The organism is Pseudomonas sp. XP2 (assembly GCF_053557975.1).
Genome location: NZ_JBNRIK010000001.1, coordinates 329,673 through 342,319 on the forward strand (window position 1 = coordinate 329,673; position 12,647 = coordinate 342,319).

Below are 12,647 nucleotides of genomic sequence, written 5' to 3' on the forward strand. Positions count from 1 at the left end.
ATCATGCCGGCTGACGTTGCCTTCACCATCCCGGCACTCATACCAGCCCGCTTCCCGCAAGAACTGCGCTTCCAGCAACTGCAACTGCTCCCGCAACTTCGCCTCGCCGCCAGCACGCAGCACCAGCGCTCGCAGGTACTCCGCCTGTGCCCATACCCGTTGTGTGGCATCCAGCACCTGGCCATCCACATCCAGCATCGCCAGCACTGCCCCGTTCTTCACCCCGAACTGCTCGGCAAAGCCGAACGCCCGGTCAATGGACGCATGCAGCGGCGTGTCACGCAGCAGCGGTGAGGTGTGCAGCAGGTAGAACCACTCGAACTGGTGCCCCGGCTCGAACCAGTTATCCACAGCCCCGCGTGGCTTTTCCAGCATCAGGCCATGGGCTGGTTCAATGAAGTGAACCTGCAGCGCTTCACACAACTGCAGCAGCGACTGCTGGGTATGGCTATCGTCACGCACTGCCAACACCTGCAGGAACGCCTCGGCCAGGTGCATCTGCGGGTTCTGCAGCGGGCCGCTGGCGAGGTCTGCCCAGTCTTCGCCCAGGCTGGCTTCGTACAGGCCGTCGTCACGGGCGAACTGCTGGTCGATGATGTCCAGCGCGGCATTCAAGGTGGACTCCACCAGGCTTTCGCGCACCTTGCCCCAATAGTGCGCGCAGGCAAAGACGATGAACGCGTGGGTGTACAGGTCCTTGCGGCGGTCCAGCGGTTTGCCTTGGGCGTCGATGCTGTAGAACCAGCCACCGTGCTCGGCGTCGTGGAAGTGCTTTTGCAGCGAGCGGAACAACGCTGCTGCGCGCTCGGCCGCGCCCGGTTGCCCGATACGGCTGCTGAACAGGTACAGCTGGCGTGCGCAGGCCATTGCCCGATAGCGCTGCACAGGCAAGGGCTGGTGGTGGGCGTCCAGGGCCTCGTAGGGCAGGGCCATGTCGGCATTCCAGCCCGGGCCTTGCCACAACGGCACGATGCATTCGGCGAAGTGCTGGTTGAAGCGGGCCAGTTCAGGCAGGGTGGGGCGGGGGTCAGACATTTCGGCGCTCGTCGCTGTCGGGCAGGGCGCAATGGTAGCAGAACTACGGTTGTGGGTTGCCCAGCCCTTGCCAGTGCCGGGCGCCAACAAAGATGAAGCGCAATTGCTGAGTGATCTTTTCCTGCGCCGTCAGTGCATGTGGATAACTTGAGTCGGGGCTGTCGATAAGCTCGGGCAGGGTAGCGAACACGGTCTTCACCACCAGGTCGGCCATTACCGCCAACGCGGCGCTGTCCAGGTGCTGCCAGCGCTTCATGCGCGCCAGGTCGGTGGCAAGGTCGTCGCTTATGTCCTGGCGCAGCCGGGCAATGGCCTGGCGGACGGCTTGTGAGCCCCCGTACTGTTCGCGGGCCAGAAACAGGAACTGCGCGCGGTGAGCGGCGACCACGTCGAGGAAGATGCGCACCGAAGCATCGGTGATGCCGCCCAGTTCGAATTCGTTGTGGCGCACCAGGCGGATGGTCTGGCGGAAGGTGGTATCGATTTCGGCCACAAGCGCCAGGCCTAGGGCGTCCATGTCGGAAAAATGCCGGTAGAAGCCGGTCGGCACGATGCCTGCGGTCTTCGCCACTTCGCGCAGGCTGACACTGCCGAAACCACGGCCACTCTCCATGAGCAGGCAGGCGGCATCGAGCAGGGCCTGGCGGGTCTGTAGCTTCTGTTCGGCGCGCGGCAGCATGATGCGGGCTTCTGTGACGGTAAGGCTGGGCACTCTAGATAAAAAAACAAAGCCCGGTCAATGGACCGGGCCTGGAGGGGAGCAAGCGATGTGACAGAGGTTGTTCTTTTCGGCCATGGTGATCAGCTCACACGGCTGAGTTCAACCAGGCGATCCGAGCCACCTTCAGCAACGCGGCCACTGCGTTCGATCAGGCGATCAGAACCACCTTCAGCTACACGGCCAGAGCGTTCGATCAGGCGATCAGAACCACCTTCGGCTACGCGGCCAGAGCGTTCGATCAGGCGATCAGAACCACCTTCGGCTACGCGGCCAGCGCGTTCGATCAGGCGGTCAGAACCCCCTTCGGCAACGGTTTTCAGCGGCTGGGCGATTTCGGCAGCGCTGGAGCGGGATTCGGCGGTCAGGTGCTGTTCGTCGGCTGGCAGGGCGAAAGCGTTGGCAGCCAGGATGGACAGGGTCAGGGTCAGCAGGTGGCGTTTCATGATTTCGGTGCTCCTCTCGGGGGCTGGAAAGTGGGTACGGAGCCAATGCTACGCTCGGTAACGCCAGAGAGAAGTTCATACGGGTAATGGTAACAATCGACCGCATTGATAGAGGTCGGCAACCGCTCTGGAAAGCGCTTTACAGGTCTGCGCAGGATGACGTGAAGGTCCTGATGCCGGGTAGCGGGCAGCGGCTGACGCGACGTATTGCTGAGCAAAAGGCCAGGAAAACTTCGCTATGATGCCGCTCTCGATAAAACCCCACGGGTTTTCCACAGTCCGACATATTGACTGCCATCGCTGCACCCGTTTTGTGCCATACCGCAAGGAGAATCACGCAATGACGCGTCCCGCCAGAATCCTCCTCTGGGCCCTCGCCACCCTCCTTACCCTGCTGGCGATTCTGGTGGTGGTGATTGCCACCTTCGACTGGAACCGCGTAAAGCCCCTGCTCAACGAAAAGGTGTCCGAGGCCCTGCACCGGCCCTTCGCTATCAACGGCAACCTTGCCGTTCACTGGCGCACCGAGCCTGAAGAGGGTGGCTGGCGTGCCTGGGTGCCATGGCCGCATTTCATTGCCGAGGACCTGACCCTGGGCAACCCGGAGTGGCTCAAGGAGCCGAAGATGGTCGGCCTGGAGCGCGTGGAGTTCCGCCTGGCGCCGCTGCCGCTGGTGTTCCAGCAGATCAGCATCCCGCGCATCGACCTGACCAAACCCACTGCCAGCCTTACCCGTCTGGCCGATGGCCGTGCCAACTGGACGTTCGACTTCGGCCCCAAGGATGAAAACGCCGAACCTTCCAAATGGCAGCTGGATATTGGTGCGATCGGTTTCGACCAGGGCAATGTCAGCTTCGACGATCAAACCCTGAAAACCAGCATGAAGGTGCAGATTGACCCGCTGGGCAAGCCGATCCCGTTCAGCGAGATTGTCGGCAAGGCCAGCGCCGAGAAGGCGGGTGGTGCACAGGACTACGCCTTCGGGCTCAAGGCACAAGGCCGCTACAAGGATCAGCCGGTGTCCGGCACCGGCAAGATCGGCGGCCTGCTGGCGCTGCAGGACGCCCGCCAGCCGTTTCCGCTGCAAGCCGACGTGCGCATCGCCGACACCCATGTGGTGCTCGCCGGCACCCTGACCGACCCGCGCAACCTCGGCGCCCTGGACCTGCGCTTGCGCCTGTCCGGTGCCAGCCTGGGCAACCTCTACCCATTGACCGGGGTGACCCTGCCGGACACCCCGGCCTACTCGACCGACGGCCGCCTCAGCGCCAACCTGCATGCGCCACAAGGCGCGACGTTCAACTACCAGGGCTTCAATGGCAAGATCGGTGACAGCGACATCCACGGTGACCTGGCCTTCGTCGCCAGCCAGCCACGGCCCAAGCTGTCCGGCAACCTGGTGTCCAACCAGTTGCTGTTCAAGGACCTGGCGCCGCTGATCGGCGCCGATTCCAACGCCGAGCAGAAGGCCCGTGGTGGTGCCAGCAAGCAGCCAACGGGCAAGGTGCTGCCGGTGGAAGAGTTCCGCACCGAGCGCTGGCGCGCGATGGACGCCGACGTCACCTTTGCCGGCAAGCGCATCGTGCACAGCACGCAACTGCCGTTCAATGACCTTTCGGCCCACGTGATTCTCGAAGACGGTCTGTTGCGCCTGGAGCCCCTGCGTTTCGGCGTCGCTGGCGGCAACCTGGCCTCCAGAATTCGCCTGGACGGTCGCAGCGTGCCTTTGCAGGGCCGCGCCCAACTGACTGCCAGGGGCTTCAAGCTCAAGCAACTGTTCCCGACTTTCGCGCCGATGCAGACCAGCTTTGGTGAGTTGAACGGCGATGCCGACATCAGCGGCCGTGGTAATTCAGTGGCGGCGCTGTTGGGTACGGCCAATGGCGACCTGCGCATGCTCGTCAACGATGGCGCGATCAGCCGCAGCCTGATGGAGATTGCCGGCTTGAACGTGGGCAACTATGTCATCGGCAAGCTGTTCGGTGATGAGGATGTGAAGATCAATTGCGCGGCGGCGGATGTGGGTATCAAGGAGGGGTTGGCAACGACCCGTCTGTTCATCTTCGATACCGAGAACGCGATCATCTACATCAACGGTACGGCCAACTTCAGCAGTGAGCAGCTGGACTTGAAAATCACCCCCGAATCGAAAGGCCTGCGGCTGTTCTCGCTGCGTTCGCCACTGTATGTGCGTGGGCCGTTTGCCAAGCCGAGTGCTGGGGTGCAGGCAGTTCCGCTGGCACTGCGTGGTGCGGGGATGGTGGCGCTGGGTGTGGTGGCCGGGCCGGCGGCGGGGTTGCTGGCGCTGATCGCGCCCAGCAGCGGGGATGATCCCAACCAGTGCACGCCGCTGTTGCAGCAGATGAAGGCGGGCAAGGCGCCGGCAGTGGTGAAAGGTCGGAAATAGCAGGGGGCCGCTCTGCGGCCCATCGCGGCACAAGGCCGCTCCTACAAGGGATCGCTTTCCCCTGTAGGAGCGGCCTGCCGCGAAGGGCTACAAAGCAGCCCCTTGCGATTACAGCCCTTGCAGCAGGTCGGACATGTCGTCCGCGTGCTCTTCTTCCTGGGCCAGGATGTCTTCGAAGATGCGTCGGGTGGTCGGGTCTTTATCACCGATGTACTGGATGATCTCGCGGTAGCTATCAATGGCAATCCGCTCAGCCACCAGGTCTTCCAGCACCATTTCTTTCAGCGAATTACCCGCCACGTACTGGGCATGGGAGTTCTTGGTCAGGTTGTCGGGGTTGAAGTCCGGCTCGCCGCCCAGCTGCACGATGCGCTCGGCCAGCTTGTCGGCATGTTCGGCTTCCTGGTTCGCATGCTCCAGAAATTCCTGGGCAGCCACACTGGCTTTAATGCCGCTTGCCATGAAGTAGTGGCGCTTGTAGCGCAGTACGCAGACCAGCTCGGTGGCCAGCGACTCGTTCAGCAGGCGCAGGATTTCCTGACGGTCGGCGTGGTAGCCCTCGGTCACCGCGCCTTGCTCCACATGCTGGCGGGCACGTTCGCGCAGGGTTTTCACATCGGTCAGTTCAACGTTGCTCATGGTTATCTCCAGGCATATCAGGGTCAGGGTGGGGACGCAGGCTCACGCGCCGGGGACGGCGTCGCTGTCCTCTTGGCGTTGTTTACAAGTCTTGAACCCTTTGGCATCGACGTGGCCAGTGGCGTCGAAGCGCACGTAGTAGGGCTGTTGTTTGCCGTCGCGGTTGAGAATGTAGTCGTTGCAGGTGCCCCCGTGCGGCAGGTCGATCACATTCGATGGGCTGCCACCGATGGCGATGACCTTCTGCATGGTCATGCCGTGCTCCACCTGCTTGACCAGCGGTTCGTCACGGTAGGTGACATAGTCCGCCGGGTTTTCCGGGCGGCTGCCACAGGCGGCCAGGGTGGCGCTTGCCAGAAGGATTGCCAGGGTCTGCTTGTACATGGTCCCGCTCCTTGCAAAGGGTCTGTGTGGTTTGGAACCCCAGCGCGGGCCGGGAGTTCGATTGCGATGGTCATGATTGGCGCTGTAGTGTTGACCGGTCGTCCACGGAAAGGGGCTGGTGCAATGCAACAGGAATTGGCCACGCGATACCCGTTGGTGCTGGTGCCGGGCATGCTCGGTTTTGTCCGGCTAATGCTCTACCCCTACTGGTTCGGCATCGTGCCAGCCTTGCGCAAGGGTGGGGCGCAGGTGTTCCCGGTGCAGGTTTCGCCGCTGCATTCAAGCGAGGTGCGCGGCGAGCAGTTGCTGCTGATCATCGAGGATATCTGCACGCGTACCGGTGCCGAAAAGGTCAACCTCATCGGCCACAGCCAAGGCGCCCTGAGCGCGCGCTACGCAGCGGCCAGGCGGCCAGAGCGCGTGGCTTCGGTCACCTCGGTGGCCGGCCCCAACCACGGCTCGGAACTGGCGGACCACCTGGACCGCACGGCGCCTGGCGATTCACCCCAGGGGCGCATCCTCAAGGCTGTGTTGCAGGGTCTTGCCGTGTTGCTGGTGTGGCTGGAAACCGGCTGGCGCCGCGACCCGCTGCCGGTTGACCTGCACGCCTCGCACCAGTCGATGACCACTGCCGGGGTGGCGCTGTTCAACCAGGCATATCCCCAAGGGCTGCCGCAGACCTGGGGCGGGGAAGGGGCCTATGAAGTCGATGGTGTGCGTTATTACTCGTGGTCTGGCACCTTGCAGCCCGGCCTTACCGACCAGGGTCGCAACCGCTTTGACGGCAGCAATCGCTTCTGCCGCCTGTTTGCCCGCAGCTTCGTCAAAGAAAAGGGGCATTGCGACGGCATGGTCGGGCGTTTCAGTTCGCACCTGGGGCAGGTGATCGGCGACGACTACCCGCTCGATCACCTGGATATCGTCAACCAGTCTCTCGGCGCCGTGGGCAAAGGCGCCGAGCCGGTGCGGTTGTTCACCGAACATGCCGCCCGGCTGAAGGCTGCCGGGCTTTAGCGGCGTATCGGGGTGGTCCAGCGCTCGGCCAGCACTACCCCGGCCAGGGTCAGCAGGCCGCCGACCAGGTGATAGCGCGCCAGTTGCTCATCGAGCACCACGGCGGCGATCAGTGCGGTGACCAAGGGCAGCAGGTTGAAGAATAGCGTGGTGCGGCTTGGCCCCAGGCGATGCACGGCCTGCATCCACACCCGCGGCGCGATCATCGAGGCCAGCACGCAGGCATACAGCACCAGGCCGATATTACGGCTGTTCAGGCCCGTCTTGTCCGACAGCAGGAACAGCGGCAGCAGCACCACGATTGCCACCAGCACCTGCAAATACAGCAACTGCAGGGGTGGCAGGCGCAGTTGCCATTTCTTCAACAGGAAGCTGTACAGCGCATAGGCCAGGGTGGCGACCAGCATCAGCAAGTCGCCGCTGTTCAGGCCCTGCTGCAACAGGCTCGCGGGGTGACCGGCACTGACCACCTCCAGCACGCCGAAGAATGACACCACCGCACCCAGCAGGGCACCGTAGCTCAGGCGCTGGCCCAGCCAGGCGATGGACAGCGCCAGAGACATCAGTGGCATCAGCGAGAGGATGATCCCCATGTTGGTGGCGCTGGTGATGCCGGCGGCAAAGTAGGCCAGGCTCTGGTACATCGCCATGCCCAGCACGCCCAGCACGAACACTTTGCCCAGGTGTGGGCGGATGGCTGCGCGGTTGCGCCACACGGCGGGCAGCAGAAACGGCGTGAACAGCAAGCCGGCCAGCAGCCAGCGGTAGAAGCCGATTTCGGCAGGGTGGATGGCACCGGCGGACATCTTGGTGACCACGGTGTTGCCGGCCCAGATGAGGATGGCGGTGAGGGGGAACAGGTAATTCATGTAGCGGGTTACTCATTGGGGCCTGGATTGGGCCTGCAAGGCAGGCCCTCGATAGGCCTGTATTATCGAGTGTCTGTCCACAAGCCTATACTCTTATCCAGACAACCCACCCCGCAAAGCAGACAGCATGCCGCGCAAATACCTCGATATACCCCAATTCACCCAACTGCCGGCCCCGGTGTACTTCCGACACGATGAGTTCGTTGCCGATACCCACAGCGCCGTGCATCAACACGCCTGGGGCCAGCTGAACTACACCGCCTACGGCGTGATGCAACTGGAGGTCGCCGGCCAGCGTTTCCTGTCGCCGCCGCACTACGCCGTCTGGGTACCGCCCGATACCGCGCATGGCTGTTACAACCCCCAGGCCATCGTCTACCGCTCTATCTATCTACACCGCAGCCTGTGCGCAGCCCTGCCACCGCAACCGTGCAGCCTGATGATCAGCGATATCCTCAAGGCCATCCTCGGCGACTTCGCCCGGCGTGACCTCAAGGTGGCCGAGGACGAGCGCGACCAGCGCCTGGTGCAGGTACTGCTCGACCAGTTGCTGCTGGCGCCCGCCCAGGCCTGCTACCTGCCGTTTGCCCAAAGCGATGGCCTGCGCCAGGTACTGGACGCCCTCAGTGCCGAGCCGGGTGACAACCGCCCGCTGGCCGACTGGGCCGCCCGTGTGCATGTTAGCGAACGCACCCTGGCCCGCCAGTTTCTGCGCGAACTGGGCATCAGTTTTGGCGAGTGGCGCCTGCGCCTGCGTTTTCTGCGTGCCATCGAAGCGCTGGAGGCCGGCCTGCCCATTCAGGCCATTGCCTTCGACCTTGGCTACAGCAGCGCTTCGGCGTTCATCGCCATGTTCCAGCGCCAGGCCGAGTGCACGCCCGAGCAGTACCGCCGGCAGGCGCGGGCGGGGCGCTGAAAAATCTTGGCTACACTCAGCTCGACCCCCGTGCGTCGGGCACGGAGCCAAGGAGACTACTCCATGAAAGTGCTGCACATCCCATTACTGGCGCTGGCAGTGTTGTTCAGTGCCCAAGGCTTCGCGGCCAATACCGCGCAGCAGGAAAAAATGAAAACCTGCAATGCCGACGCTACTACCAAAGCCCTCAAGGGCGATGAGCGCAAAGCGTTCATGAGCACCTGCCTGAAGAAGGACGTGCCACAAACCCAGCAACAGAAGATGAAGACCTGCAACGCCGACGCCACGACCAAAGCCCTGAAGGGTGACGAGCGCAAGGCGTACATGAGCGACTGCCTGAAGAAGAAATGACCTGCGCCTATGCCTGCGCCGCCAAGGCTGGCAGACTGCGGGCATTCCCGCTGTCTGCCGTCGAGGCTGTATGACCTTTACCCCCCGTCAGATCACCCTGGCCAGCCTGTTCATCGTCATGGCCGGCCTGCTGCTGGCTTTGCCCCTTAAGTTGTTGCCCAGCCTGCTGGCTGGCCTGCTGGTGTTCGAACTGGTCAACATGCTGACCCCGCGCCTTCAGCCGCTGCTGGCCGGCCAGCGTGCGCGCTGGCTGGCCGTGGCGCTGCTTGGCACGCTGGTGGTCATTACCTTGACGCTGCTCATTGCCGGTGCCTTCAGCTTTTTGCTGCACGAGGCGGAAAACCCGGGCGCCTCGCTGGACAAGTTCATGGCCCTTGTCGAGCGTGCCCGCGGTCAGCTGCCGCCCTTCATCGAGGGCTACCTGCCCGCCAGTGCCGCAGAGTTCAAGGTCGCCATCGGCGACTGGATAAAAAGCCACCGGAGCGATTTGCAGCTGGTGGGCAAAGGCATGGCGCACATGTTCGTGACGCTGCTGATCGGCATGATTCTCGGCGCCATCATCGCCCTGCAGCGTATTCCCGATGTTTCCCGGCGCAAGCCCCTGGCGGCAGCGCTGTTTGAGCGCCTGAACCTGCTGGTGAAGGCGTTTCGCAACATCGTGTTCGCGCAGATCAAGATCTCGCTGCTCAACACGGCCTTTACCGGCATCTTCCTGGCGGTGGTGATGCCGCTGTTCGGCGTGCACCTGCCGCTGACCAAGACACTGATCGTGCTGACCTTCCTGCTGGGCTTGCTGCCGGTGATCGGCAACCTGATGTCCAATACCCTGATCACCATCGTCGGCTTGTCGTTGTCGATCTGGGTGGCGGCGGCGGCGCTGGGTTACCTGATCGTTATCCACAAGGTCGAGTACTTCCTCAACGCGCGGATTGTTGGCGGGCAGATCAGTGCCAAGGCATGGGAACTGCTGCTGGCGATGCTGGTGTTCGAGGCGGCGTTCGGGCTGCCGGGGGTGGTGGCGGGGCCGATATACTATGCCTACCTCAAGAGTGAGCTTAAGCGCGAAGAGCTGGTCTAACAGATTGTCGGGGCCGCGTTGCGGCCCCAAAATAGCTCAGGCTGCGCCGTAACGCTTGCGGGCCTCGATGGCCAGCCCGCTACCAATGCTGCCAAAGATGTTGCCTTCCACATGCCGCGCATTCGGCAACATCGCCGACACACTGTTGCGCAGCGCCGGAATGCCGCTGGAGCCGCCCGTGAAGAACACCGTGTCTACCTGGCTCTCGCTCACGCCAGCCTTGGCCAGCAGTTCGGTCACGCTGCCGCGTACGCGCTCAAGCAGGCCTTCGATGGCGTCTTCGAACAACGCTCGGGTCAGCTGCGCAGTCAGCTCGGGCTCGACACGGCGCAGGTCGATGTGGCGGCTGTCCTGTTCGGTCAGCTCGATCTTGCTGGCTTCCACTTCCATCGCCAGCCAGTGCCCGGCGCGCTGCTCGATCAGTTTGAACAGGCGGTCGATGCCGAAACTGTCCTCGATGTCATAGCGCATGCTGCTCAGCGCCAACTGCGACTTCTGCGAGTACAGGGCGTTGATGGTGTGCCAGGTGGCCAGGTTGAGGTGGTAGCTGGTGGGCATCAGTGCGCCGCTCTTCATGCGGCTACCGTAGCCGAACAGCGGCATCACGCCCTGCAGGCTTAGCTGCTTGTCGAAGTCGGTACCGCCGATGTGCACGCCGCCGGTGGCGAGAATATCGCTTTGGCGCTCTGCGACCAGGTGGCGCTCGGGCGACAGGCGGATCAGGGTGAAGTCCGAAGTACCGCCGCCGATGTCGACGATCACTACCAGTTCTTCACGGCTGATGCCCGACTCGTAGTCGAAGGCCGCGGCAATCGGCTCGTACTGGAACGACACATCCTTGAAGCCGATCTTGCGCGCCACGTCGGCCAGGGTGTCCTCGGCTTCCTGGTCGGCAGCCGGGTCTTCGTCGACGAAGAACACCGGGCGGCCCAGAACCACCTGGTCGAACTCGCGGCCAGCGGCGGTTTCGGCGCGCTTTTTCAGCTCGCCGATGAACATGCCCAGCAGGTCCTTGAACGGCAGGGCGCTGCCCAGCACGCTGGTGTCGTGCTTGATCAGCTTGGAGCCCAGCAGGCTCTTCAGCGAGCGCATCAGGCGGCCTTCGTAGCCTTCCAGGTATTCGTGCAGTGCCAGGCGGCCATACACCGGGCGCCGCTCTTCGATATTGAAGAACACCACCGAGGGCAAGGTGATCTTGCCGTCTTCCAGGGCAATCAGCGACTCCACGCCAGGGCGGTGCCAGCCGACCGTGGAGTTGGAGGTGCCAAAGTCGATGCCCAGGGCGCGGGCCGGGGATACGTCAGACATGGGAAATGGGCTTCCGGAGGCAAAACGGCCGCGCAGTGTATGCCAGTTGGCTACAGAATCAAGACCAGTCGTCTGCCTTGAGGCAAACCCAAGTCGGTCTTGAAAGGCTATGCTTGACCCCTATCTTCTGTTGCAACACGCACATTCACATTGGTGATCCACAAATGGACTTCAAAGACTATTACAAGATACTCGGCGTAGAGCCCACGGCGGACGAAAAGGCGATCAAGGCCGCGTACCGCAAGCTGGCGCGCAAGTATCACCCCGATGTCAGCAAGGAGCGCGACGCCGAGGACAAGTTCAAAGAGGCCAACGAGGCCTATGAAGTGCTGGGCGACGCGCAGAAACGTGCCGAGTTCGACGAAATTCGCAAGTATGGCGGCCAACATGGCCGACCGTTCCAGGCACCACCGGGCTGGGAGAGCCGCGGCGGTGGCGGCGGCTTCGAGGGCGGCGACTTCTCCGACTTCTTCAGCTCGGTCTTCGGTGGGCGGGGTGGCAACCCCTTTGGTGGCGCCCGGCAGCAGCAACGCAGTGCCGGCAGGCGAGGGCAGGATGTGGAGCTGGAACTGGCAGTATTTCTTGAAGAGACCCTGAGCAAGGAGTCCAAGCAGATCAGCTTCCAGGTGCCGCAAACCAATGCCATGGGCCAACGCACCGGCTTCACTACCAAGACCCTGAACGTGAAGATTCCGGCCGGTGTTACGGACGGCGAGCGTATCCGCCTCAAGGGCCAGGGCGCGCCCGGCAGCGGTGGTGCGGCCAATGGCGACCTGTTCCTGACCATCCGCATGGCACCGCACCCGCTGTTCGATGTCGAAGGCCATGACCTGATCATCACCGTGCCGCTGGCACCGTGGGAGGCGGCCCTTGGCACCAAGGTGGCGGTGCCGACCCTGGAAGGCAAGATCAACCTCACCATCCGCCCCGACAGCCAGAGCGGTCAGCGCCTGCGCGTGCCGGGCAAAGGCCTGGCGAACAAGCGCGGTGAGCGCGGCAACCTATACGCGCAATTGAAAGTGGTCATGCCGCCGACCTCCGATGAGGCTGCCCGCGAATTGTGGACGAAGCTTTCCGAGAAAGCGGCGTTCAACCCGAGGACACAATGGAGTAAGTGATCATGAGCAGCACCCTGATCGTTCAACTGGACATGCGTACCCTGTGTCAGGAAGCCGATGTCACGGCTGACTGCGTGATCGAAATCGTCGAACACGGCATTGTCGAACCCTCCGGGCGAACGCCTGAGGACTGGTTGTTCGACGATCAGGCGCCGTTGTTGGCCAAACGCGCGGTGAAGTTGCACCAGGAGCTGGAGCTTGAGTGGGAAGGGGTGGCGTTGGCGCTGGAGCTGTTGCAGGAAGTGCAGCAGTTGCGCAGCGAAAACAGCATGCTGCGCCAGCGGCTGGGCAGGTTTACCCAGATATGAGTGTGTTTGCCTGCACCAGCCTCTTCGCGGGGCAAGCCCGCTCCCACAGGTACACC

General features: G+C 63.0%; 14 protein-coding genes. 7 read left to right on the forward strand and 7 right to left on the reverse strand.

Annotated features, from left to right (window positions below):
- From ACK1VC_RS01405 to ACK1VC_RS01415, 3 genes are all read right to left on the reverse strand, one after another.
- On the reverse strand, positions 1–1,035 hold a 1,035-nt coding region (locus tag ACK1VC_RS01405), incomplete at its 3' end, for an AGE family epimerase/isomerase (RefSeq protein WP_449117815.1).
- A 43-nt stretch (positions 1,036–1,078) separates the two neighbouring features.
- Positions 1,079–1,714: a TetR family transcriptional regulator gene (locus tag ACK1VC_RS01410; RefSeq protein ID WP_191087036.1), complete on the reverse strand. Its 636-nt coding sequence runs from the start codon at positions 1,712–1,714 to the stop codon at positions 1,079–1,081.
- Between the two features lie 122 nt (positions 1,715–1,836).
- Positions 1,837–2,199: a hypothetical protein gene (locus tag ACK1VC_RS01415; protein ID WP_016489415.1), complete on the reverse strand. Its 363-nt coding sequence runs from the start codon at positions 2,197–2,199 to the stop codon at positions 1,837–1,839.
- 340 nt (positions 2,200–2,539) lie between these two features.
- Between ACK1VC_RS01415 and ACK1VC_RS01420 the strand changes: the two genes are divergently transcribed.
- The gene (locus tag ACK1VC_RS01420; RefSeq protein WP_191087035.1) at positions 2,540–4,606 is read left to right on the forward strand and encodes an AsmA family protein; all 2,067 of its coding nucleotides are present in this window, start codon (positions 2,540–2,542) and stop codon (positions 4,604–4,606) included.
- A gap of 108 nt (positions 4,607–4,714) precedes the next feature.
- Here ACK1VC_RS01420 and ACK1VC_RS01425 read toward each other — a convergent pair whose 3' ends face one another.
- Both ACK1VC_RS01425 and osmE read right to left on the reverse strand, forming a co-directional pair.
- A complete protein-coding gene (locus tag ACK1VC_RS01425) occupies positions 4,715–5,245 on the reverse strand; it encodes a ferritin-like domain-containing protein (protein ID WP_016489413.1) in 531 nt (176 codons plus the stop codon).
- Between the two features lie 42 nt (positions 5,246–5,287).
- On the reverse strand, positions 5,288–5,629 hold the full coding sequence (gene osmE, locus ACK1VC_RS01430; RefSeq protein ID WP_016489412.1) for an osmotically-inducible lipoprotein OsmE: 342 nt from the start codon (positions 5,627–5,629) through the stop codon (positions 5,288–5,290).
- Between the two features lie 123 nt (positions 5,630–5,752).
- On the opposite strand from osmE, the gene ACK1VC_RS01435 reads away from it, so the two are divergent.
- Positions 5,753–6,643, forward strand: a complete 891-nt coding sequence (locus ACK1VC_RS01435; protein WP_016489411.1) for an esterase/lipase family protein — start codon at positions 5,753–5,755, stop codon at positions 6,641–6,643.
- Here the strand turns inward: ACK1VC_RS01435 and ACK1VC_RS01440 are convergent.
- Positions 6,640–7,512: a DMT family transporter gene (locus ACK1VC_RS01440; protein ID WP_016489410.1), complete on the reverse strand. Its 873-nt coding sequence runs from the start codon at positions 7,510–7,512 to the stop codon at positions 6,640–6,642. The two genes, ACK1VC_RS01435 and ACK1VC_RS01440, sit on opposite strands and share 4 nt — an antisense overlap.
- Before the next feature lie 127 nt (positions 7,513–7,639).
- On the opposite strand from ACK1VC_RS01440, the gene ACK1VC_RS01445 reads away from it, so the two are divergent.
- From ACK1VC_RS01445 to ACK1VC_RS01455, 3 genes are all read left to right on the forward strand, one after another.
- The gene (locus ACK1VC_RS01445; protein ID WP_191087034.1) at positions 7,640–8,428 is read left to right on the forward strand and encodes an AraC family transcriptional regulator; all 789 of its coding nucleotides are present in this window, start codon (positions 7,640–7,642) and stop codon (positions 8,426–8,428) included.
- A gap of 63 nt (positions 8,429–8,491) precedes the next feature.
- On the forward strand, positions 8,492–8,779 hold the full coding sequence (locus ACK1VC_RS01450; RefSeq protein WP_191087033.1) for a PsiF family protein: 288 nt from the start codon (positions 8,492–8,494) through the stop codon (positions 8,777–8,779).
- Positions 8,780–8,849: 70 nt separating this feature from the next.
- The gene (locus ACK1VC_RS01455; RefSeq protein WP_449117816.1) at positions 8,850–9,857 is read left to right on the forward strand and encodes an AI-2E family transporter; all 1,008 of its coding nucleotides are present in this window, start codon (positions 8,850–8,852) and stop codon (positions 9,855–9,857) included.
- A 36-nt stretch (positions 9,858–9,893) separates the two neighbouring features.
- Here ACK1VC_RS01455 and ACK1VC_RS01460 read toward each other — a convergent pair whose 3' ends face one another.
- Complete coding sequence (locus tag ACK1VC_RS01460) at positions 9,894–11,165, reverse strand: Hsp70 family protein (protein WP_191087032.1); 1,272 nt, start codon at positions 11,163–11,165, stop codon at positions 9,894–9,896.
- A 164-nt stretch (positions 11,166–11,329) separates the two neighbouring features.
- On the opposite strand from ACK1VC_RS01460, the gene cbpA reads away from it, so the two are divergent.
- Both cbpA and ACK1VC_RS01470 read left to right on the forward strand, forming a co-directional pair.
- Complete coding sequence (gene cbpA / locus ACK1VC_RS01465; protein WP_016489405.1) at positions 11,330–12,283, forward strand: curved DNA-binding protein; 954 nt, start codon at positions 11,330–11,332, stop codon at positions 12,281–12,283.
- Positions 12,284–12,285: 2 nt separating this feature from the next.
- Complete coding sequence (locus ACK1VC_RS01470; protein ID WP_016489404.1) at positions 12,286–12,591, forward strand: chaperone modulator CbpM; 306 nt, start codon at positions 12,286–12,288, stop codon at positions 12,589–12,591.
- The last annotated feature ends 56 nt before the right edge of the window (positions 12,592–12,647 follow it).

Excerpts from the sequence above, each read along its gene's own strand:
- ACK1VC_RS01460 (WP_191087032.1), bottom strand. The coding sequence starts at position 11,165 with ATGTCTGACGTATCCCCGGCCCGCGCCCTGGGCATCGACTTTGGCACC.
- ACK1VC_RS01435 (WP_016489411.1), top strand. The coding sequence starts at position 5,753 with ATGCAACAGGAATTGGCCACGCGATACCCGTTGGTGCTGGTGCCGGGC.
- ACK1VC_RS01415 (WP_016489415.1), bottom strand. The coding sequence starts at position 2,199 with ATGAAACGCCACCTGCTGACCCTGACCCTGTCCATCCTGGCTGCCAAC.
- ACK1VC_RS01450 (WP_191087033.1), top strand. The coding sequence starts at position 8,492 with ATGAAAGTGCTGCACATCCCATTACTGGCGCTGGCAGTGTTGTTCAGT.
- ACK1VC_RS01420 (WP_191087035.1), top strand. The coding sequence starts at position 2,540 with ATGACGCGTCCCGCCAGAATCCTCCTCTGGGCCCTCGCCACCCTCCTT.
- ACK1VC_RS01425 (WP_016489413.1), bottom strand. The coding sequence starts at position 5,245 with ATGAGCAACGTTGAACTGACCGATGTGAAAACCCTGCGCGAACGTGCC.
- osmE (WP_016489412.1), bottom strand. The coding sequence starts at position 5,629 with ATGTACAAGCAGACCCTGGCAATCCTTCTGGCAAGCGCCACCCTGGCC.
- cbpA (WP_016489405.1), top strand. The coding sequence starts at position 11,330 with ATGGACTTCAAAGACTATTACAAGATACTCGGCGTAGAGCCCACGGCG.
- ACK1VC_RS01455 (WP_449117816.1), top strand. The coding sequence starts at position 8,850 with ATGACCTTTACCCCCCGTCAGATCACCCTGGCCAGCCTGTTCATCGTC.
- ACK1VC_RS01410 (WP_191087036.1), bottom strand. The coding sequence starts at position 1,714 with ATGCTGCCGCGCGCCGAACAGAAGCTACAGACCCGCCAGGCCCTGCTC.
- ACK1VC_RS01470 (WP_016489404.1), top strand. The coding sequence starts at position 12,286 with ATGAGCAGCACCCTGATCGTTCAACTGGACATGCGTACCCTGTGTCAG.
- ACK1VC_RS01445 (WP_191087034.1), top strand. The coding sequence starts at position 7,640 with ATGCCGCGCAAATACCTCGATATACCCCAATTCACCCAACTGCCGGCC.
- ACK1VC_RS01440 (WP_016489410.1), bottom strand. The coding sequence starts at position 7,512 with ATGAATTACCTGTTCCCCCTCACCGCCATCCTCATCTGGGCCGGCAAC.